Annotated in this window: 20 protein-coding genes and 2 tRNA genes; 6 read left to right on the forward strand and 16 right to left on the reverse strand. The window is 68.1% G+C overall.

Annotated elements, in window-relative coordinates; all coding sequences use genetic code 11:
- Positions 1-4: 4 nt before the first annotated feature.
- The 10 genes from fabB to LK996_RS10870 all read right to left on the reverse strand — a co-directional run bounded on the left by fabB (position 5) and on the right by LK996_RS10870 (position 8,570).
- Complete coding sequence (fabB, locus tag LK996_RS10825; protein WP_230527185.1) at positions 5-1,231, reverse strand: beta-ketoacyl-ACP synthase I; 1,227 nt, start codon at positions 1,229-1,231, stop codon at positions 5-7.
- A complete protein-coding gene (fabA, locus tag LK996_RS10830; RefSeq protein ID WP_230527186.1) occupies positions 1,231-1,746 on the reverse strand; it encodes a 3-hydroxyacyl-[acyl-carrier-protein] dehydratase FabA in 516 nt (171 codons plus the stop codon). The genes fabB and fabA overlap by 1 nt, the downstream gene beginning before the upstream one ends.
- Positions 1,747-2,107: 361 nt before the next feature.
- Positions 2,108-2,184 (reverse strand) — tRNA-Arg (locus LK996_RS10835).
- A 120-nt stretch (positions 2,185-2,304) separates the two neighbouring features.
- Positions 2,305-2,397: transfer RNA gene (locus LK996_RS10840), tRNA-Ser, on the reverse strand.
- Between the two features lie 23 nt (positions 2,398-2,420).
- Positions 2,421-2,633: a carbon storage regulator CsrA gene (csrA, locus tag LK996_RS10845; protein WP_230527187.1), complete on the reverse strand. Its 213-nt coding sequence runs from the start codon at positions 2,631-2,633 to the stop codon at positions 2,421-2,423.
- Between the two features lie 170 nt (positions 2,634-2,803).
- Positions 2,804-5,470 (reverse strand): alanine--tRNA ligase, encoded by a 2,667-nt coding sequence (alaS, locus tag LK996_RS10850; protein WP_230527188.1) that lies wholly within the window; start codon positions 5,468-5,470, stop codon positions 2,804-2,806.
- A 163-nt stretch (positions 5,471-5,633) separates the two neighbouring features.
- Positions 5,634-6,125 (reverse strand): recombination regulator RecX, encoded by a 492-nt coding sequence (gene recX, locus LK996_RS10855; RefSeq protein ID WP_425493751.1) that lies wholly within the window; start codon positions 6,123-6,125, stop codon positions 5,634-5,636.
- A gap of 64 nt (positions 6,126-6,189) precedes the next feature.
- A complete protein-coding gene (gene recA, locus LK996_RS10860; RefSeq protein ID WP_230527189.1) occupies positions 6,190-7,221 on the reverse strand; it encodes a recombinase RecA in 1,032 nt (343 codons plus the stop codon).
- A gap of 180 nt (positions 7,222-7,401) precedes the next feature.
- The gene (gene lexA / locus LK996_RS10865) at positions 7,402-8,031 is read right to left on the reverse strand and encodes a transcriptional repressor LexA (protein WP_230527190.1); all 630 of its coding nucleotides are present in this window, start codon (positions 8,029-8,031) and stop codon (positions 7,402-7,404) included.
- 41 nt (positions 8,032-8,072) lie between these two features.
- Positions 8,073-8,570 (reverse strand): CinA family protein, encoded by a 498-nt coding sequence (locus LK996_RS10870; RefSeq protein WP_230527191.1) that lies wholly within the window; start codon positions 8,568-8,570, stop codon positions 8,073-8,075.
- Between the two features lie 163 nt (positions 8,571-8,733).
- On the opposite strand from LK996_RS10870, the gene mutS reads away from it, so the two are divergent.
- Positions 8,734-11,271 carry a DNA mismatch repair protein MutS gene (gene mutS, locus LK996_RS10875; RefSeq protein ID WP_230527558.1) on the forward strand — a complete coding sequence of 846 codons (2,538 nt, stop codon included), beginning with the start codon at positions 8,734-8,736 and terminating at the stop codon, positions 11,269-11,271.
- Positions 11,272-11,312: 41 nt separating this feature from the next.
- Here mutS and LK996_RS10880 read toward each other — a convergent pair whose 3' ends face one another.
- From LK996_RS10880 to ffh, 6 genes are all read right to left on the reverse strand, one after another.
- Positions 11,313-11,747, reverse strand: a complete 435-nt coding sequence (locus LK996_RS10880) for an RNA-binding S4 domain-containing protein (protein WP_230527192.1) — start codon at positions 11,745-11,747, stop codon at positions 11,313-11,315.
- 110 nt (positions 11,748-11,857) lie between these two features.
- Complete coding sequence (gene rplS / locus LK996_RS10885; RefSeq protein ID WP_230527193.1) at positions 11,858-12,271, reverse strand: 50S ribosomal protein L19; 414 nt, start codon at positions 12,269-12,271, stop codon at positions 11,858-11,860.
- 150 nt (positions 12,272-12,421) lie between these two features.
- On the reverse strand, positions 12,422-13,189 hold the full coding sequence (trmD, locus tag LK996_RS10890; RefSeq protein WP_230527194.1) for a tRNA (guanosine(37)-N1)-methyltransferase TrmD: 768 nt from the start codon (positions 13,187-13,189) through the stop codon (positions 12,422-12,424).
- Entirely contained in the window at positions 13,189-13,728 is a 540-nt protein-coding gene (rimM, locus tag LK996_RS10895) for a ribosome maturation factor RimM (RefSeq protein ID WP_230527195.1), read from the reverse strand. The genes trmD and rimM overlap by 1 nt, the downstream gene beginning before the upstream one ends.
- A 34-nt stretch (positions 13,729-13,762) precedes the next feature.
- Positions 13,763-14,020, reverse strand: coding sequence for a 30S ribosomal protein S16 (gene rpsP, locus LK996_RS10900; RefSeq protein WP_230527196.1), 258 nt, complete (start codon positions 14,018-14,020; stop codon positions 13,763-13,765).
- A 114-nt stretch (positions 14,021-14,134) separates the two neighbouring features.
- The gene (gene ffh / locus LK996_RS10905) at positions 14,135-15,502 is read right to left on the reverse strand and encodes a signal recognition particle protein (protein ID WP_230527197.1); all 1,368 of its coding nucleotides are present in this window, start codon (positions 15,500-15,502) and stop codon (positions 14,135-14,137) included.
- 88 nt (positions 15,503-15,590) lie between these two features.
- On the opposite strand from ffh, the gene LK996_RS10910 reads away from it, so the two are divergent.
- The 5 genes from LK996_RS10910 to LK996_RS10930 all read left to right on the forward strand — a co-directional run bounded on the left by LK996_RS10910 (position 15,591) and on the right by LK996_RS10930 (position 21,195).
- On the forward strand, positions 15,591-16,376 hold the full coding sequence (locus LK996_RS10910; RefSeq protein ID WP_230527199.1) for a cytochrome C assembly family protein: 786 nt from the start codon (positions 15,591-15,593) through the stop codon (positions 16,374-16,376).
- A gap of 92 nt (positions 16,377-16,468) precedes the next feature.
- Positions 16,469-16,915 (forward strand): MarR family winged helix-turn-helix transcriptional regulator, encoded by a 447-nt coding sequence (locus LK996_RS10915; protein ID WP_230527201.1) that lies wholly within the window; start codon positions 16,469-16,471, stop codon positions 16,913-16,915.
- Position 16,916: 1 nt separating this feature from the next.
- A complete protein-coding gene (locus LK996_RS10920) occupies positions 16,917-18,356 on the forward strand; it encodes an efflux transporter outer membrane subunit (protein WP_230527202.1) in 1,440 nt (479 codons plus the stop codon).
- A gap of 67 nt (positions 18,357-18,423) precedes the next feature.
- On the forward strand, positions 18,424-19,605 hold the full coding sequence (locus LK996_RS10925) for an HlyD/EmrA/EmrK family protein (protein ID WP_230527205.1): 1,182 nt from the start codon (positions 18,424-18,426) through the stop codon (positions 19,603-19,605).
- 6 nt (positions 19,606-19,611) lie between these two features.
- Entirely contained in the window at positions 19,612-21,195 is a 1,584-nt protein-coding gene (locus tag LK996_RS10930; RefSeq protein WP_230527207.1) for a DHA2 family efflux MFS transporter permease subunit, read from the forward strand.
- Positions 21,196-21,321 lie beyond the last annotated feature (126 nt).

Genomic DNA, 21,321 nt, shown 5'->3' on the forward strand with positions numbered 1-21,321 from the left:
TGCGTTACGCCGCGACGCGCTTGAACACCAGCGTCCCGTTGGTGCCGCCGAAGCCGAAGCTGTTCGACATCACCGTGTCCAGCGTCGCCGGCTTGCTCTCGCGCAGGATCGGGTAGCCCTCGGCGCCGGGGTCGAGTTGCGTGATGTGCGCCGAGCCGGCGACGAAGCCGCCTTCCATCATCAGCAGGCAGTAGATCGCCTCGTGCACGCTCGCGGCGCCGAGCGAATGGCCGCTGAGGGCCTTCGTCGACGACAGCGGCGGGACGTCGTCGCCGAACACGTTGCGCACCGCCTGCAGCTCGGTGAGATCGCCCAGCGGCGTCGAGGTGCCGTGCGTGTTGAGGTAGTCGATCTTGCCGACGCCGTTGCCGTCGAAGCCCGCCATCGCCATCTGCATGCAGCGCACCGCGCCTTCGCCCGACGGCGCGACCATGTCGACGCCATCCGACGTCACGCCATAGCCGACGAGCTCGGCGATGATGCGCGCGCCGCGCGCCTTCGCGTGTTCGTATTCCTCCAGCACCAGGATGCCGCCGCCACCGGCGATGACGAAGCCATCGCGCGTGGCGTCGTAGGGACGCGACGCGGTCGACGGCGTGTCGTTGTGGTGCGTGGTGAGCGCGCCCATCGCATCGAACTGCGAGGTCATGCTCCAGTGTTCTTCTTCGCCGCCGCCGGCGAACATCACGTCCTTGGCGCCATGGCGGATCAGGTCCGCCGCCGCGCCGATGCAATGCGCGGACGTGGCGCAGGCCGCGGAGATCGAATACGTCAGCCCGCGGATGCCGAAGGCCGTCGCCAGCGTCGCGGACACGGTCGAACACATCGTGCGCGGCACCATGTACGGACCGACGCGACGCACGCCCTTGTTGCGCAGCAGATCGGCGGTTTCCACCTGCCACTCCGGCGAACCGCCACCCGAGCCGGCGATCACGCCCGTGCGCGCGTCCTGCACGTCTTCCTGCGCCAGGCCCGCGTCGGCGACGGCATCGCGCATCGCGAGGTACGAATACGCCGCGGCGTTGCCCATGAAGCGCTTGAGCTTGCGGTCGATGAGGCTCTCGAGATCGATCTCCGGCACGCCCGCGACATGGCAGCGCAAGCCGTGCTCGGCGTATGCGGGAATCTCCCGGATGCCCGAGCGCAATTCGCGCAGCGACGTCGAGACGCTTGCGCGATCATTGCCCAGGCACGACACGATGCCGAGGCCAGTGACGACGACGCGACGCATCAGAAGCCCTCCGTCGAAGAGAACAGGCCCACGCGCAGATCCTTCGCGGTGTAGATCTCGCGACCGTCCACCAACATGCGTCCGTCGCCGATGACCATGCGCAACTTGCCGCGCAGCACGCGACGGATGTCGATCTCGTACGTCACCAGCTTCGCGCTCGGCAACACCTGCCCGGTGAACTTCACTTCGCCGACGCCGAGTGCGCGACCACGACCCGGTTCGCCCATCCACGGCAGGTAGAAACCGCACAGCTGCCACAGCGCATCGAGGCCGAGGCAACCGGGCATCACCGGATCGCCCTCGAAGTGGCACGCGAAGAACCAGAGATCCGGCGTGATATCGAGCTCGGCGCGAATCACGCCCTTGCCGTTCTGTCCGCCGTCTTCGGCGATGTGCGTGATGCGATCGAACATCAGCATCGGGGGCAGCGGCAGCCTGGCATTGCCAGGTCCGAACATGTTGCCGTGCGCGCAGGAAAGCAGCTCCTCGCGGCTGAACGAACTGGGGCGATTCATTGGGGGTTCGCGCGTCGAAAACGGAAGTGTGAGCCGTCCACGACAATCAACGCAATGACCCGCACCAACCGGGCTTTCACATACGCAAACGTAGGGCCTTTCGCGCCACCGGCCGGCCAGCGCGCAGCGCGCCCCAGACGAACCCATCGGGTGGAACAGCCCCTTTTAGTAAAAGGGGCGCGCGTCAGCGCGGGAAATTGGCGGTAACCGCGCCGGGGCCCCGAAGTTTTTCGCCATGCGAAAAACTTTGGGGGCAATGTCATGCACGCAAAGCGTGCATGACGAGCAGCGCCACACAAGCAAAAGGGCCGCCACCGAAAACAAAAAGGCCGATGGTTTCCCATCGGCCCTTTTGCTTGTGTGGCGCGCCCGGAGAGATTCGAACTCCCGACCACCAAGTTCGTAGCCTGGTGCTCTATCCAGCTGAGCTACGGGCGCAGAAGCGGAATTATGCAGATCGTTCGTTCTCTTCGCAAGACTTGATCACGAATTTGAACGAACGTTTTGAAGCGTATCCCGATGAAGCGGTGTGCCTTTGAATCGCGTGTTGCGTGCAACTGGCGGAGACGGAGGGATTCGAACCCTCGATGGAGCTTTTGACCCCATACTCCCTTAGCAGGGGAGCCCCTTCGGCCTCTCGGGCACGTCTCCGAAGAGCGGCGAAGTCTACAGATTCAGCCTGCCCCCGGCAAACCTGATTTGCCCTGCGGTTCTGCGGGTTCTTCACCGCGCTGGATGCGCTGGTAGATCTCTTCGCGGTGCACGGCGACATCCTTCGGCGCAGTGATGCCGATACGGACCTGGTTGCCCTTGACGCCCAGCACCGTCACGGTCACCGAGTCGCCGATCATGAGTGTTTCGCCGACGCGTCGGGTGAGGATCAACATGTTGAGTCTCCTTCGCCAGCGGCCTTCCCGCTGGTCCTTTCCGCCGCGCAAACCGCGCGGCGGGGCACATCCCTTGGTGCTCGAAGCTGAACGATCATAGTCGCGGGCCACGTCGGCCCACAACCGCAACTCGTCATGCCGTCGGAACCGCTGCTCCGATGGCCGGACGCTCAGTGTAGGCGCTCGGCCACCCACTGCGGAACCGCTTCCAACGCCGCCTGCAAGGCCGGGCCGTCGTCGCCGCCGCCCTGCGCGAGGTCCGGACGCCCACCGCCCTTGCCGTTGATACGACTCGCAACGTGCGCCAGCAGTTCCCCGGCCTTGACCTTGCCGCTCGGAGCGCCGATCACGCCCGCGACGAGCGCGGCCTTTCCGTCGTTGGCGCCGGCGAGCACGATCACCGCATCGCCGAGCTGCTGCTTCAGGCGATCGACCGCATCGCGCAACGCCTTCGCGTCGAACCCTTCCAGGCGCGCGGCGAGCACGCGCGTGCCCTGCACGTCGACGGCGGCGGCCGCGAGATCGGACGTCGCGCCCGATGCAGCCTTCGCCTTCAACGATTCGAGTTCGCGTTCGAGCTTCTTCTGGCGATCGAGCAACGCGCGCAGCTTTTCGTTCACTTCACCGGCGTTGCCGCCGAGCAATCGTGCGGCGTCGTTCAAGCGGCGCTCCTCGTCCGTGACATGGTCGAGCGCGCCCTGCCCCGTCACTGCCTCGATGCGACGCACGCCGGCCGACACGCCACCTTCCGACACGATCTTGAACAGGCCGATATCGCCGGTGCGTGACACGTGCGTGCCGCCGCACAATTCCGTCGACGTCTCGCCCATGCGCAGCACGCGCACGTTTTCGCCGTACTTCTCGCCGAACAATGCCATCGCGCCGAAATCGAGCGCTTCCTGCATGCCCATGTGGCGGATTTCGGCAGCGTGGTTGCCGCGGATCTCCGCGTTGACCATGCGTTCGATCGTCGCGAGTTCCTCCGCCGACACCGGCTGGAAGTGCGAGAAGTCGAAACGCAAGCGATCCGGCGCGACCAGCGAACCCTTCTGCGTGACATGCGTGCCGAGCACGGTGCGCAGCGCGGAATGCAGCAGGTGCGTGGCGCTGTGGTTGAGCACGGTGGCGGCGCGGCGCTGCGCGTCGATCGAACCGGACAGCGTGTCGCCGACCTTGATCTCGCCCGCGAGCAGCGTGCCGACGTGGCCATGGAACTGGCCCGCGAGCTTGAGCGTGTCGCGCACGTCGAACGTCGCGTTCGGCGCGGCGAGCTGGCCGGTGTCGCCGACCTGGCCGCCGCTCTCGGCGTAGAACGGCGTGCGGTCGAGCACCACGACGGCTTCTTCGCCGGCGCGCAGCACGTCGACCGGACGTCCGTCGCGCACGATCGCCTGCACGACCAGGCCGTCTTCGTCGGCGTGGTCGTAGCCTTCGAACTGCGTCGGCGCGAGCTGCGCGATGAGTTCGCCGGGCAGCGCGATGCCGCCGCCGAACTTGCCCGCGGCGCGCGCGCGTTCGCGCTGCTGCTCCATCAGGCCGTCGTAGGCGGTCATCGTTTCGGGCGGCAGCGTCATGCCCTTCTCGCGCAGGATGTCGGCGATCAGGTCCGGCGGGCAGCCATACGTGTCGTGCAACTGGAAGAGTTGCTCGCCGGTGAGCGCGCCGTCGGACTGGTGCAGGTAGCCTTCGAGGCGCTGCATGCCGGCATCGAGCGTCTGCGCGAACGCGGCTTCTTCAGCCTTGAGCGAACGCTCGACGAGATCGCGTTTGCGCACGAGTTCCGGATACGCCTCGCCCATCACGTCGCACAGCGGCGCGACCATGCGCCAGAACGCACCGTCGGCCTGCAACGCGCCGAGTTTCCAGAAGTGGCGCACCGCGCGGCGCACGATGCGGCGCAGCACGTAGCCGCGGCCTTCGTTCGACGGCAGCACGCCGTCGACGATCAGGAAGCTGCACGCGCGGATGTGGTCGGCGATGACGCGCAGCGACTTGTGTTCGAGATCGGCGGTGTGGGTGATCTTCGCCGCGGCGTTGATCAGGTGCTGGAACAGGTCGATCTCGTAGTTGCTGTGCACGTGCTGCAACACGGCCGCGAGACGCTCCAGGCCCATGCCGGTGTCGACGCACGGCGCCGGCAACGGCACGAGCGTGCCGTCGGCCTGGCGGTCGAACTGCATGAAGACGTTGTTCCAGATCTCGATGTAGCGATCGCCGTCTTCCTCGGGCGAACCCGGCGGACCACCGGGAATATGCGCACCGTGGTCGTAGAAGATTTCCGTGCACGGGCCGCAGGGACCGGTGTCGGCCATCTGCCAGAAGTTGTCCGACGCGTACGGCGCGCCCTTGTTGTCGCCGATGCGGATGATGCGATCGGCCGGCAGGCCGACGACGTTGTGCCAGATGTCGAAGGCTTCGTCGTCGGTGTGGTAGATCGTCACGAGCAGGCGCTCGGGCGGCAGCTTCCACACCTGCGTCAGCAGTTCCCACGCCCACGCGATCGCGTCGCGCTTGAAGTAGTCGCCGAAGCTGAAGTTGCCCAGCATCTCGAAGAACGTGTGGTGGCGCGCGGTGTAGCCGACCTGGTCCAGGTCGTTGTGCTTGCCGCCGGCGCGCACGCAGCGCTGCGAACTCGTCGCGCGCACGTAGGAGCGCTTCTCGGCGCCGAGGAACACGTCCTTGAACTGGACCATGCCGGCGTTGGTGAACAGCAACGTGGGGTCGTTGCCCGGGACGAGCGGGCTGGACGGCACGATGGTGTGACCCTTGGAGCGGAAGAACTCCAGGAAGTCGGATCGGATCTGGTGGCTGGTGCGGATGGGGTTGGGCGAATTCATGCAGTCGAACCGGAGGTGGGGCCGGAAGAACCGCCGACAAATGCACGCCCGCGTCGCCACCGGCGGCGGGGCGCGACGAGGCGCTTCCGAAGACGCCAAGCGTAACAGGCCGTATGGAGAGTGTCCGCCCTAAGGGCGCGTGGGACAGGCGTGCGCCGGCGCGTCAGTCTTCGGGGTCGAAGCGGGTCGCGGCGCGGACCTGCGCGCCGGTGAAGCCGCGGCGCATGAGCCAGTCCGCGGCCTTGCGCTGGGCATTGCGGTCGTCCGCGACGGCGTCGCCGAAGCGGCGGCGCACGAGATCGCGGGCCGTTGCGTCCCAGTCGATCTCTGCGGTTTCGAGCGCGGCGGCAATGGCTTCGCGCTCGAGGGCGTGGGTGCCGAGCTCGGCGCGGATGCGCACCGGGCCGTAGCCGCTGGCGACGCGGGAACGCACGAGGGCTTCCGCGAAGCGACCGTCGTCCTGCCAGCCGGCAGCTTCGAGTTTGTCGATCGCGGCGGTCGCGTCGTCGCGTTCGACGCCGCGCGCGGCGAGCTTGCGGGTCAGTTCGCGTCGCGAGTGTTCGCGACGCACCAGCAGGCCGAGCGCGCGCTGCGTCGGCGTGGGTTCGGCCCGCGGGCGACGCGGTTTCTTCTCCGCGTTCGCGTCAACGCTCACGTCGCCCGAGGTCCGGTCGTCCTCCCCGCTGCGCCATCCCATAGCCAGCGGGGAGGACGACGGATCAGGCTTCGGCGCCTTCCGACGCATCGCGCGGCGCTTCCTGCGGCTGGAACTTCGCACGCAGCTCCGATTCGAGACGCGCGGCCATCTGCGGGTTCTCCTTGAGGAACTGGCGGGCGTTCTCCTTGCCCTGGCCGATGCGTTCGTCGTACGCGCTGTACCAGGCGCCCGACTTCTCGACGAGCTTCGCGTTGACGCCCATCTCGATCAGTTCGCCTTCGCGGCTGATGCCTTCGCCGTACAGGATCTCGGTGATGACCTGCTTGAACGGCGGCGCCATCTTGTTCTTGACGACCTTGATGCGCGTTTCGTTGCCGATGATCTCGTCGCCCTTCTTCACCGAACCGATGCGGCGGATGTCCAGTCGCACCGAGGCGTAGAACTTCAGCGCGTTGCCGCCGGTGGTGGTTTCCGGGCTCTGGCCCGGCATCATGATGCCGATCTTCATGCGCAGCTGGTTGATGAAGATGACGAGGCAGTTGCTGCGCTTGATGTTGCCGGTGAGCTTGCGCAGCGCCTGGCTCATGAGGCGCGCCTGCAGGCCGGGGAGCTGGTCGCCCATCTCGCCTTCGATTTCCGCCTTCGGCGTGAGCGCGGCGACCGAGTCGATCACCACCATGTCCACCGCGGCCGAACGCACGAGCATGTCGGCGATTTCCAGCGCCTGTTCGCCGGTGTCGGGCTGCGAGACCAGCAGGTCGTCGATGTTGACGCCGAGCTTCTGCGCGTAGATCGGATCGAGCGCGTGTTCGGCGTCGATGAAGGCCGCAGTGCCGCCCGCCTTCTGGCACTGCGCGATCGCCTGCAGCGTCAGCGTGGTCTTGCCCGAGGACTCCGGACCATAGATTTCGACGACGCGCCCCTTGGGCAGGCCGCCGATGCCGAGCGCGATGTCGAGCATGAGCGAGCCGGTGCCGATGACTTCCGCCGGCTCCACGCTCTTGTCGCCCATGCGCATGACCGAGCCCTTGCCGAACTGCTTTTCGATCTGACCGAGGGCCGCAGAGAGGGCGCGCTTCTTGTTCTCGTCCATGGTGGTGTCCTGATTGGGATGGTTGTCGTGCGTTGACGGGGACGTTAGAGGCGCTCGGTCGCGCAGGTTGAGACCGGCCTTGGTGGATTTGGATCGCATGCCGCAGTGTTTCCTTTCGCGCTGTTCGGGGGGATCGGGTGTTGCCGCGCGCGCATGTCGGGAAACTCCGTATTTGCCGTGTTATCGGTTGGGTCGCACGAGGCCGCAGTACAGGCCTTCGATCTCGAATTCCTGGCCGGGCCGCACCTCGATGGGCGCGTAGTCCGGGTTGCGCGGCAGCAGGCGGATGCGGTCGGCGGTGACCTTCAGCAGCTTCACCGTGATCTCGTCATCGACGCGCGCCACCACGATCTGCCCCGAGCGCGCATCGCGCGTGCGGTGCACGCCGATCAGGTCGCCGTCGAAGATGCCTTCGTCGCGCATCGAGTCGCCCTTCACCTTCAGCAGGTAGTTGGGCGTCGGCGAGAAAAACACGCGATCGAGGATGACGTAGCTGTCGCCGCCGACGTCGGCGCCGATCGGCACGCCGGCCGCGACGCGACCGAGCACCGGCAGCCGCAGCATGTCCTCGTTGGCGGCGGGCTCGTGCTTCGTCGAAGCCGGGTGGACGACGCGGATGCCGCGCGCCACGCCGGGGATGCGCTGGATCGCGCCGGCCTGTTCGAGCGCCTCGAGGTGGTACTGCGCCGCGCGCACGCCCTTGAACCCGCAGGCATGCGCGATCTCGGTCTGCGACGGCGGGACGCCGTCACGCTCGATCCGCTCGGCGATCAGGGCCAGGATGGCTTGCTGCGTGTCGGTCAGGTCCATGGTTAGTAGTATTACTGCTAACCACGGGTGGCCGTCAACACTTAGTCGAGCAGCAACCCCAGTCCGCGCAGCGCGGCTTCGACCGTCTGCCTGCGCACCGCCTCGCGATCGCCGTCGAAGTGGAAGACTTCGGCCTTCGGGTACCCGCCGCGGCGCTTCCACGCGAGCCACACCGTGCCGACCGGCTTGTCGGCGGTGCCGCCGCCCGGCCCGGCGATGCCGGTGACCGCGACCGAAAGCGTCGCGCCGGAATGCACGAGCGCGCCCGACACCATTTCGAGGACCGTCTCCCGGCTCACCGCGCCGAAGCGTTCGAGCGTTTCCGGCCGCACACCGAGCAACGCCTGCTTCGCCTCGTAGCTGTAGGCGGCCAGGCCACAGTCGAACCAGTCGGACGAGCCGGGAATGTCGGTCACCGCCTTCGCGATCCACCCGCCGGTGCAACTCTCGGCGGTCACCAGCATGTGGCGCGAAAGGCGCAGGCGTTCGCCGAGCTGTTCGGACAGCGTCTGCAATGCGAGGTCGTCGGGGGCGGCCATGCGGATCCACGAATGCGGGCGTGGCGCGTCTTGTAGCGCAAATCGAAGCAACGCGCAGGCGCGCTGGCATACTGCCCGGGCCCTTGCCCTGCCCGACGCCGTGTCCCTCCACGATTCGAACGCACTGCGCGCCGCCGCGCGCAACGACGCCCATACGCCGCTGATGCGCCAGTTCTTCGCCGCCAAGGCGGAGCACCCGGACGTGTTGCTGTTCTTCCGGATGGGCGACTTCTACGAACTGTTCTACGACGACGCGCGCAAGGCCGCGCGCCTGCTCGACATCACGCTGACCCAGCGCGGTTCGTCGGCCGGCGCGCCGATCCCGATGGCGGGCGTGCCGTACCACGCGTACGAGGGCTACCTCGCGCGGCTGGTCGCGCTCGGCGAATCGGTGGCGATCTGCGAACAGATCGGCGACCCCGCGGCGTCGAAGGGCCTGGTCGAACGCAAGGTCGTCCGCATCGTCACGCCCGGCACCGTGACCGACGAAGCGTTGCTGTCCGAACGTCGCGACACGCTGCTGCTCGCGCTCTCGCGCGACAAGAAGGGCTACGGCCTGGCGTGGATGGATCTGTCGAGCGGCCGCTTCCTGGTCAACGAGGTCGAAGGCATCGATGCACTCGACGCCGAACTCGCGCGCCTGGAACCCGCCGAACTGCTGGTCCCCGACGAAGACGCGTGGCCCGCGTCAGTCATGACCCGCACCGGCCTGCGTCGCCGCGCGCCGTGGTTGTTCGACGCCGACAGCGGCCGCCGCCAGTTGCTGCAGTTCTTCGGCCTGCACGACCTCACCGGTTTCGGCATCGAGGATCGCCCGCGCGCGACCGCCGCTGCCGGCGCGCTCCTCGGCTACGTCGAAGAAACGCAGAAGCAGCGCCTCCCGCATCTGTCCTCGATCGCGGTGGAAGCCAGCGACGGCGCGATCGCGATGAACGCCGCCACGCGCCGCCACCTCGAACTCGACACGCGCATCGACGGCGACGTGCGCACCACGCTGCTCGGCGTCCTCGATTCGACGATCACGCCGATGGGCGGCCGCCTGCTGCGCCGCTGGCTGCATCGTCCGTTGCGCGACCGGCGCATCATCGGCGAGCGCCACCACGCGGTGCAGACGCTGATCGAACAACGCGCGGACACGGACCTGCGCGAACGTTTCCGCGCACTCGGCGACCTCGAACGCATCCTCACGCGCGTCGCGCTGCGCAGCGCGCGCCCGCGCGACCTATCGACGCTGCGCGACGGCCTGGCGATGTTGCCGGACGTGCGCGCGTTGCTCGCGCCGCTCGATTCGCCGCGCCTGCAAGCGCTCGCGGCGGAGCTCGGCGAACACGCGGGCAACGCCGCGTTGCTCACGTCGGCGATCGTGCCGCAACCGCCCATGCTCGCACGCGACGGCGGCATCTTCGCGGAAGGCTACGACGAGGAACTCGACGAGCTGCGCCGCCTCTCCACCAACGCCGACCAGTTCCTCGTCGACCTCGAAGCGCGCGAACGCGCCAGCAGCGGCATCGCGACGCTCAAGGTCGGCTACAACCGCGTGCACGGTTACTACATCGAGATCAGCAAGGGCCAGGCCGATCGCGCGCCGACGCATTACACGCGCCGGCAGACGCTGACCGGCGCCGAGCGCTACATCACCGAAGAGCTCAAGCAATTCGAGGACAAGGTGCTGTCGGCGCGCGAACGCTCGCTCGCGCGCGAGAAGCTGCTGTACGAGGGCCTGCTCGACGCGCTCAACCACGATCTCGAACCGCTGAAGCGTTGCGCCGGCGCGTTGTCGGAACTCGACGTGCTCGGCTGCTTCGCCGATCGCGCGCAGGCGCTCGACTGGTCGCGCCCGCTGCTGCGCGACGAGGCGGGCCTGCGCATCGAGCGCGGCCGCCATCCGGTCGTCGAAGCGGTGCGCGACGAGCCCTTCGAGCCGAACGACCTCGTGTTCGACGACGACGTGCGCATGCGCGTCATCACCGGCCCGAACATGGGCGGCAAGTCCACTTACATGCGGCAGAACGCGCTGATCGTGCTGCTCGCGCACATCGGCAGCTTCGTGCCGGCGGCGCGCGCCGAACTCGGGCCGATCGACCGCATCCTCACCCGCATCGGCGCCGGCGACGATCTCGCGCGCGGGCAGTCGACCTTCATGGTCGAGATGGCGGAGACGAGTTACATCCTGCACCACGCGACGAACGAGTCGCTGGTGCTGATGGACGAAATCGGCCGCGGCACGTCGACCTACGACGGACTCGCGCTCGCGGACGCGTGCGCGCGCCACCTCGCCGCCGTCAATCGCAGCTACACGCTGTTCGCGACGCACTACTTCGAACTCACCGCGCTCGCCGAACCGGGCAGCGGCATCGCGAACGTGCACCTCGACGCCGTCGAGCATGGCGACGCGCTGGTGTTCATGCACGCGGTGAAGGACGGGCCCGCCAACCGCAGCTTCGGCCTGCAGGTCGCCGCGCTCGCGGGCTTGCCGAAGTCGGTCGTGCGCCAGGCGCGAGGTCGCCTCGCCGAACTGGAACAGCAGGGCCGCGACGCGCCGACGATGCCGATGACCGCCGAGGCGATGGATTCGCCGCAGCAGTTCGGGTTGTTCGCGCCGTCGTCGGCGGCGCTCGAAGCGCTTGCCTCCATCGAGCCGGACGAAATGACGCCGCGGCAGGCGCTCGAAGCGTTGTATCGCCTGAAAGGTTTGCTCTGACTGACACGGGGTGCAAGGGGACAACGCCCCTTGCGACGGACCTACAGCGCGTCGATGTCGCCCAGCGCGCGGATCAATCGACGCGCGCGTTTGTCCGGTTTCGTCTCGGGCGCCTTGTAACCCGCACGCTCGGCCGCGCGCGTCGCACGCTCGGCGGCGCGGCGTTCCTTCGATTCGACGCTCTCTTCGTACAGCGCCTGCGCGACGGGGGCGGGACCGCGCGTGTCCGACAATCCACGCACGACGAGTTCGAAGCGTTCCTCGCCGCGCGCGACCGTCATCGCATCGCCGACGTGCACCGCGCGCGAGGCCTTCGCACGCTGGCCGCCGACCTCGACCTTGCCGGTTTCGATCGCATGCTTGGCGAGGCTGCGCGTCTTGAAGAAGCGCGCGGCCCACAGCCAGACGTCGATGCGCACGCCGGGTTGCGGGGCGGTCGCCGGATGTGGATGGGAGAGATGTTGCGTTTGCGTCATGCGTGGAGTGTGCGCGCTTCCATGTGTGCAAAAACAAAACGACCGCCACGAGGGCGGTCGTCGTGCACGCCTGCAGCGCGATGGCAGCAGGCGCGATGTTCGCAGGACGCTTACTGCTGCGCGGCGGCGGCAGCAGCGGCAGCGGCCTTGGCCTTCGCGTTGCCGGCCAGGTCTTCCTTGATGCGGGCGGCCTTGCCTTCCAGGCCACGCAGGTAATACAGCTTGCCCGCACGCACGTCGCCGCGGCGCTTCACTTCGACCGAGTCGATGGCGGCGCTGTGGGTCTGGAACACGCGCTCGACGCCGAAGCCGTGCGAGATCTTGCGCACGGTGAAGGCGGAGTTCAGGCCCGCGTTCTTCTTGCCGATGACCACGCCTTCGTAGGCCTGGATGCGTTCGCGGTTGCCTTCCTTGACCTTGACGTTGACCACGACGGTGTCGCCGGGGCCGAAGTCGGGCAGCTTGCGCTGGATCTGTTCGGCTTCGAAGTTCTGCAGCAGCGTGTTGAGCGAGGGCTTGTTCATGGGACTTGCGCCTGTTGGTGGCCGCGACGGTGTCGTGGCGCTTGTTTTCGGGCATCGACGCGAAGGTCGGTACCGGGGCTTTGGGACGAAGCCGCGCATTCTAGCGGGCTTCGCACCGGAAATGCCAGCTTTCCGTTTGGAAGCCGGGAGTTACGCGTCGCCGTCGGGTTCGTCGAGCCCCTGCAGGTAGCGGGCGCGGAAGGCGTCGAGCAGCGCGCGGTCGGCCTTGCCCAGGGCCTGTTCATCGAGCAGGTCCGGCCGGCGCAGCCAGGTGCGGCCCAGCGACTCCATCCGCCGCCAGCGGGCGATCTCGGCGTGGTTGCCAGACAGCAGGACTTCGGGGACGTGGCCCAGCGGGTGTTCGACCGGCCGCGTGTAGTGCGGGCAATCGAGCAGGCCGTGCTCGAAGCTGTCCTGGGCCGCGGATTCCGCGTCGTTCAGCGCGCCCTCCTGCAGGCGGGCCACGGCGTCGACGACCACGGCCGCGGCGAGCTCGCCGCCGGAGAGGACGTAGTCGCCGATCGAGAGTTCCTCGTCGACCTCGGCTTCGATCAGGCGCTCGTCGACGCCTTCGTAGCGGCCGCACAGCAGGATGAGGCGCGGATGCGCGGCGAGTTCGCGGACCTTCGCCTGGGTGAGGCGCGCGCCCTGCGGCGTGAGGTAGACGACTTTCGCCTCGCGCGGATCGGCGGCGCGCGCCGCTTCGATCGCGTCGTGCAGCGGGTCGATCAGCATCACCATGCCGGGCCCGCCGCCGAAGGGACGGTCGTCGACGCGGCGATAGTTGCCGGGCGCGTAGTCGCGCGGATTCCAGCCATGCAGCGACAGCAGCCCGCGCTCCTGCGCGCGACCGACGACGCCGAAGGCCGCGCACTGCGCGACGAATTCGGGAAACAGGCTGACGACGTCGACGCGCATCAGAAGTCCGCGTCCCAGTCGACGGTGACCAGGCGCGCTTCGAAGTCGACCGACTTGATGAAGTCGGGTTCGACGAACGGGATCATGCGTTCGCGATCGCCCTGCACCACCATGACGTCGTTGGCGCCGGTGGAAAACAGGTGCGAGACGGTGCCGAAGTCCACGCCTTCGATGTTCGCCACGCGCAGGCCCTCGAGGTCGACCCAGTAATACTCGCCGGGCGCCGGTGGCGGCAGCGTGGAGCGCGGGACCCAGACCTCGGTGCCGCGCATCGCGTCGGCGGCGTCGCGGTCCTCGATGCCGGGCACGCGCGCGACGACGCCCTTCGGCGTGGCGCGACCGCGCGCATCGGTGCACGCGCGTTCGCGGCCCTGCGCATCGCGCAAGGTCCACGGTTGGTATTTGAAGATGCGCTCCGGCGGGTCGGTGAAACTTTCGAGCTTCACTTCGCCCTTGATGCCGAAGGCGCCATGGAACTTGCCCAGCAAAAGCAGACGCCCCGCCAGAAGGTCCTTCTGCGGGGCGTCTTGATCACTCATGCGTTCGGCGTCGCGCGGTGCGCGAACGCGAAACTCAGGCGGCCGGCGCGGCCTTGGCGGCCTGCTTGGCGATGTTCGCGACCTTGTCGGTCATCTGCGCGCCCTGGGCGATCCAGAAGTTCAGGCGCTCGGTGTTGAGTTCCACCGGCTTGTCGTTGCCCGCGGCGATCGGGTTGTAGTACCCCAGGCGCTCGATGTTGCGGCCGTCGCGCGCGCTGCGCGAGTCGGTGACGATGATGTGGTAGAAGGGGCGCTTCTTCGCGCCGCCGCGGGTAAGGCGGATCTTGACCATGGTGCGGAGTTTCCTGTGTTGCCCAGTCGGCAGGGTGCCGAGGTAAGCCGGCGATTGTAGGGGATCGACGGGGGTCGGTGGAACCCCTGCCCGGCCCGATCCTCCCGGACGGGTTCAGCGGAACGGCATGCCGCCGCGGCCGCCCATCATGCCCTTCATGCCCCGCATCAGGCCCTTCATGCCGCCGCCGGCGAGCTTGCCCATCATCTTTTCCATCTGCTGGAACTGCTTGAGCAGCTTGTTCACGTCGGCCGGCTGGGTGCCCGAGCCCCGGGCGATGCGGGCGCGGCGCGAGCCGTTGAGCAGGTGCGGATTGCGGCGTTCCTTCGGCGTCATCGAACCGATGATCGCGATCATCCGCGGGACTTCCTTGCCGGTGACCTGGCTTTTCAGGTGCTCGGGGACCTGGCCCATGCCCGGCAGCTTGTCCATGAGGCCGTGCAGGCCGCCCATGTTCTGCATCTGCTCGAGCTGGTCGCGCATGTCCTCGAGGTTGAAGCGCTTGCCCTTGGCGACCTTCTCGGCGAGCTTCGCCGCCTTGTCCTTGTCGACCTGCTGCTCCACCTGCTCGACCAGCGACAGCACGTCGCCCATGTCGAGGATGCGGCTGGCGACGCGATCGGGATGGAACACGTCGAGGCCGTCGGGCTTCTCGCCGGTGCCGATGAACTTGATCGGCTTGCCGGTGATGTAACGCACCGACAACGCGGCGCCGCCGCGCGCGTCGCCGTCGGTCTTGGTGAGCACCACGCCGGTGAGCGGCAGCGCTTCGCCGAAATGCTTCGCGGTGACCGCGGCGTCCTGGCCGGTCATCGAGTCGACGACGAACAGCGTTTCGACCGGCGAGACCGCGGCATGCAGCGCCTGGATCTCGCGCATCATCGCTTCGTCGATGCTGGTGCGGCCGGCGGTGTCGACGATCAGCACGTCGGCGTACGACTTGCGCGCATCTTCGATGGCGGCGCGCACGATCGCTTCGGGCTTCTGCGACGGGTCGGACGGGAACCACAGCACGTCGACCTGCTGCGCCAGCGTCTTCAACTGTTCGATCGCGGCCGGGCGATACACGTCGGCCGACACCACCATCACCTTCTTCTTGCGGCGTTCCTTGAGGTGCTTGGCGAGCTTGGCGACGGTGGTCGTCTTGCCGGCGCCCTGCAGGCCGGCCATCAGCACGACGGCGGGTGCGGGAACGTTGAGGTTCAGATCGGCCGCCGCGGCGCCCATCACCGTGGTGAGTTCGTCGCGCACGACCTTGATCAGTGCCTGGCCCGGCGTCAGCGACTTCAGCACTTCCTGGCCGACCGCGCGGACCTTGATGCGTTCGACCAGCGCCTGCACGACGGGCAGCGCGACGTCGGCTTCCAGCAGCGCGATGCGCACTTCGCGCAGCGACTCGCGGATGTTCTCCTCCGTCAATCGGCCACGGCCGCGCAGGCGCTCGATGGTGCCGGAGAGTCGCTGGGTCAGGGATTCGAACATGGAGGCGGTCGCGCGGACGCTGGAATGCATCCGCCCATGGAAGACGGGGCCGCGCAGTATAGCCCCTGCCTCGTGCGACACTCGCCGCATGACGCTCGCATTCATCGCCGCCCTCGCCTATCTGCTCGCCGCCGGTTTGCTCGCCCGCGGCGTCGCGCGCGACGGGCACGGCCGCGCGTGGTTGCTGCCCACCGTCGTCGCGCTCGTGCTCCATGCCGCGCTCCACGTGATGACCTGGCGCGAGGCCGGCGCGCTCGACCTGCATTTCTTCTCCGCGCTGTCGCTGGTCGGGCTGGGCATGGCGGCGCTGACGACGCTGTTCGGCGCCGGCGGACGCATGGCCGCGCTCGGCGTCCTCGTGTTCCCGATCGCGGCGGGCGTCGCCGTCGCTTACGCGATGCGCGGGCACGTGACCGCCGCCGAACCGCTCGACTGGCGCCTGCAACTGCACGCGTGGTGCGCGCTGCTCGCGTACGCGACGCTCGGCATCGCCGCGGTGCTCGCCGTGTTCCTCTGGGCGCAGGAACGCGCGTTGCGCCGCCGCGAATTCCACGGCTGGCTGCGCGCGTTGCCGCCGCTCACCGAACTCGAATCGCTGCTGTTCCGCACGATCGCCGTCGGCTTCGCGCTGCTCACCGCGACGCTGCTGACCGGCGTGTTGTTCGTCGAGAACCTGTTCGCGCAGCACTTGGTGCACAAGACCGTGCTGAGCGTGCTGTCGTGGCTCGTCTTCGGCGGGTTGCTGCTGGGCCGCTGGCGCCGCGGCTGGCGCGGGGCCAAGGCCGTGCGCTGGACCCTGGTCGCGATGACCCTGTTGCTGCTGGCCTTCTTCGGTAGCCAGTTCGTGCTGGAGATGGTCCTCAAGCGGGTGTAAGCCTTGCTGGCGGCCCAACGGCCCGGCCTGCAAAGGCTGCTTTCACAATAGTTGCATTGACAACTATTGCGTCGGCATCCATCATGCCGGGCATGAAGACGACCGAACCCTGCAACGGCTCCTCGCTGGGGCTGTTGTTCCGCCAGGTGCGGGACGCGATGTGGGCACGCATGGAGGGCGAGCTCGCGGCCAACGGCCACGACCTCAACTTCAGCCAGTACATCACCCTCAAGACGCTGGCCCACGGCCCGGCCGGCGTGACCGAACTGGCGCGCGCGGCCTACCTGCATCCCGGCGCGATGACGCGCCTGCTCGACAAGCTCGAGGAACGCGGCCTGCTCGCGCGCGAAGCCGTTCCCGGTGATCGCCGCGCGTTGCACATCGTGCTCACCGATGCCGGCCGCGCCATGTGGACCGACGTCGCCCCCTCCGCGCAGCGCGTGCACGAGGTCGCGATGGCGAACCTCGACGACGCCGAACGCGCCGAACTCCTCCGCCTCCTCTCCCAGGTCCGCGACAACCTCGCGGCGAACGACTGACATGCGCCTGCCTTTGATCCCCCTCTCGATGGCGATCGCGGTGTTCGTCGCCGGTTGCGCCAGCACGCACGGCCTCGCGCCCGCTTCGCAACCGCGCGATGCGGACACGACGCTCGCGACACGGCAATCCTTCGGCGCGACGTCCGACGCGCGCTTTCCGCAACAGGATTGGTGGGCCGCGTACGGCGATCCGCAGTTGAACGCGTTGATCGAAGAAGCCCTCGCCGGCACGCCGTCGCTCGCCGCCGCCGATGCGCGCGTGCGCCAGGCGATCGCGCAGGCGGGCCTGGCCGACGCCGCGCGCAAGCCGACGCTCGGTGCGAGCGCGCAATACCTCGGCCTGCTCGTCCCGAAGACGATCGCCCCCGGCGACTTCGGCGGCGAATACCAGGGCGTGATGCTGCTCGGGCTCGACTTCAAGTGGAGCATCGACCTGTGGGGTGCGCACGCAGCCGAATGGCGCGGCGCGCTCGACCAGGCACGCGCCGCGGAAGTCGACGCGCAGGCCGCGCGCCTGGTGCTCGCGTCGAACATCGCACGCACCTACATCGCGCTCGCGCTCGCACACGACGCCGCCGACACCGCCGAGGCCGAAGCCGCGCGCGCGGCGAACCTCGCTTCGCTTTCCGAACAACGCGTCAAGGCCGGCCTCGACAACCAGCTGCAATTGCGCAACGCCGAGGCGAACGTCGCCGGCGCGAAGCAACAGGCGCAAGCCGCGCAGCAACAGGCCGATCTCGCCCGCAACGCGCTCGCCGCACTCCTCGGCAAGGGCCCGGACCGCGGTCGCGCAATCACGAAGCCTGCGCTGCTGCAGGCGCCGGCGCCGGGCGTGCCCGACGTGCTGCCGAGCGAACTGCTCGGTCATCGCCCCGATGTCGTCGCCGCGCGCTGGCGCGTCGAAGCCGCGGGCGAACGCATCCATGTCGCGAAGGCCGCGTTCTATCCGACGGTCAATCTCAACGCGATGGCCGGTCTCGCATCGGGCCACCTGTCCGATCTGTTCTCCAGCGACGCCGCGCTCGTCAACGGCGGTCCCGCGTTGAGCCTGCCGATCTTCGATGGCGGGCGACTGCGCAACAACCTCGCGAAGACCGATGCCGAGTTCGACCTCGCAGTCGCCGACTACGACCAGGCGCTCGTCGGCGCGGTGCGCGAAGTCGCCGACGCGGTGCAATCCGCGCGTGCGCTCGAAACGCAACTCGCGACGCTCGACCAGGCCCGCGACGCCGCGCAATCCGCGTACTCGCTGGCCACCGCGCGTTACAAGGCCGGCCTCGGCACGCAGCTCGACGTGCTCGCCGCGCAACGACCGCTGCTGCAATTCGAGCAGCAGATCGACGCGCTGCGTGCGCAACGCCTGCAGGCGACGATCGACCTGCAGCGCGCGCTCGGTGGCGGTCTCGCGATCGCGCACCCGGTCGAACTTTCCAGCAACTGATTCCCTCCCCCCGGGGTTTTGCATCGCAAAACCCGACCCCCACCCAATATTCCTTGCCGCCTCGCCCATGACCCAGCAAATCAACCCCAACGCTCCCGCCTCGGCGACGCCGCCGGTGAACAAGCGCAAGCGCGCGCTGGCGATCCTCGCCGGCGTCGTCGTCGTGTCGGCCATCGCGTGGTCGGCGTGGTACCTGCTCGTCGCGCGCTGGCACGAAGGCACCGACGATGCTTACGTGCAGGGCAACGTCGTGTCGATCACGCCGCAGACCCAGGGCACGGTCGTCAGCATCGCCGCCGACGACGGCATGAAGGTCGAGGCCGGCGACGTGCTCGTGCGCCTGGACCCCAACGACGCGCGCGTCGCGTACGAACAAGCCGAAGCCAACCTCGCCAACACCGTGCGCCAGGCCCGCGGCCTGTACAGCACGGTCGAAGCGAACCAGGCCGACATCGCCGCGCGTCGCGTCGCGGTGCAGAAGGCGCGCGAAGACGTCGCGCGTCGCCAGGGCCTCGTCGCCACCGGTGCGGTCGCCGCGGAAGAACTCGCGCACGCCCGCGACGAACTCGCCTCGGCCGAAGCCGCGCTCGCCGCGTCGAACGAAAACCTCTCGCGTAATCGCGCGCTCGTCGACGCCACCACGGTGCAGACGCAGCCGCAGGTCGCCGCCGCCGCCGCGCAATTGCGCGCGGCGTACCTCAACCTGCAGCGCATGGCGATCGTCGCGCCGGTGAGCGGTTACGTCGCCAAGCGCACCGCGCAGCTCGGCCAGCGCGTGCAACCGGGCACGACCCTGATGACGGTCGTGCCGCTGGAACAGGTGTGGGTGGAAGCGAACTTCAAGGAAACCCAGCTCGCGAACATGCGCATCGGCCAGCCGGTCGAACTGCACTCGGACCTGTACGGCAAGAAGGTGCGCTTCGACGGCCACCTCGTCAGCCTCGGCCTCGGAACGGGCAGCGCGTTCGCGCTGTTGCCCGCGCAGAACGCGAGCGGCAACTGGATCAAGATCGTGCAGCGCGTGCCCGTGCGCATCTCCGTCGACACCGCGCAGCTGAAGGACCATCCGTTGCGCCTGGGCCTGTCGATGCACGCCGACGTGACGATCCGCGACCAGGACGGCGCGCTGCTCGCCGATGCGCCGCCCGCCAAGCCGCTGCTGACGACCGACGCCTACGACAAGCAACTCCTCGAAGCCGAAGCGCGCATCGCGAAGATCGTGCGCGAGAACCTCGGCCGCCACGGCTAAGCCTCCATGTCCGCTGTCGCCGCAAACGCGCCGGGAAACGGCGCCGGCGCCCTGCCGCAGGCCGGGTTCCGTCCGCCCAACATCGCGCTGACGACGCTCGGCCTCGCGCTGGCGTCGTTCATGCAGGTGCTCGACCTGACGATCGCGAACGTCTCGTTGCCGACCATCTCCGGCAACCTCGGCGGCAGCGCGAACCAGGCGACGTGGGTCATCACCTCGTTCGCGGTGAGCAACGCGATCGCGCTGCCGCTGACCGGCTGGCTCACGCGCCACTTCGGCGAGCGCAAGCTGTTCGTCTGGGCGACCGCGTTGTTCGTGGTCGCGTCGCTGCTGTGCGGCCTGGCCAACAGCATGGGCCTGCTCGTCGCCGCGCGTGCGCTGCAGGGCTTCGTCGCCGGCCCGATGTATCCGATCACGCAGGCGCTGCTGATCTCGATCTATCCACCGCACAAACGCGGACAGGCGATCGCGCTGCTGGCGATGGTCACCGTCGTCGCGCCCATCGCGGGCCCGATCCTCGGCGGGTGGATCACCGACAACTACAGCTGGGAGTGGATCTTCTTCATCAACGTGCCGATCGGGCTGTTCGCCTCGTTCGTGGTCGGCCGGCAGTTGAAGGGACGCCCGGAGCGGCTCGAGAAGCCGAAGATGGATTACGTCGGCCTGATCACGCTCGTGCTCGGCGTCGGCGCGCTGCAGATCCTGCTCGACCTCGGCAACGACGAGGACTGGTTCCATTCGACGCTGATCGTGTGGCTGGCGATCGTGTCGGTGATCTCGCTCGTGGTGTTCGTCATCTGGGAGATGACGGACAAGGACCCGATCGTGAACCTGCGCCTGTTCCGCCACCGCAACTTCACCGCGGGCACGATCGCGATGGTCGTGGCGTACGCGGCGTTCTTCAGCGTCGGCATCCTCGTGCCGCTGTGGTTGCAGCGCAACCTCGGGTTCACGCCGATCTGGGCGGGCTTCGCGACCGCGCCGATCGGCATCCTGCCGGTGCTGCTCACGCCCTTCGTCGGCAAGTACGCGCACAAGTTCGACCTGCGCATGCTCGCGAGCATCGCCTTCATCGCGATGTCGCTCACCAGTTTCGCGCGCGCCGGATTCAACCTCGACGTGGACTTCAACCACATCGCCCTGGTCCAGCTGTTCCAGGGATTCGGCGTCGCCCTTTTCTTCATGCCCGTGCTGCAGATCCTGCTGTCGGACCTGCAACCGCACGAGATCGCGGCGGGCTCCGGCCTTGCGACCTTCATGCGCACGCTGGGCGGCTCGTTCGCCGCATCGCTCACCACGTACATGTGGACCGAACGCGGCGCGGTGCACCACGCGCACCTGACCGAGAAGCTGTCGTCCTACGACCCCGCGACGATCGACACGGTCACGCGCCTGGGCGGCGGCGACATGCAAAAGGGCGCGGCCGTGCTCGAGCGGATGATCTCCAACCAGGCCGCGCAGATCGGGTTCAACGAAATCTTCCACCTGCTCGGCATCGTCTTCCTCGTCGTCATCGCGTTCGTGTGGATCGCGAAGCCGCCTTTCCAGGCGAAGGCGGGGCCGTCGGCGGAAGCGGCATCGGGGCACTGACCCGCGCTTGCGCTGATCAACATTAATGTTTACAGTCAGACATCAGTTCGATCGCTGATCGCGCTGGTGTTTTTCTGACACTCCGACGCGCGTTCGCCTGACTGGAAAGGCGTCGCCCACGTTGGA

Source organism: Noviluteimonas lactosilytica (assembly GCF_020866925.1).
Classification (GTDB): Bacteria; Pseudomonadota; Gammaproteobacteria; order Xanthomonadales; family Xanthomonadaceae; genus Noviluteimonas; species Noviluteimonas lactosilytica.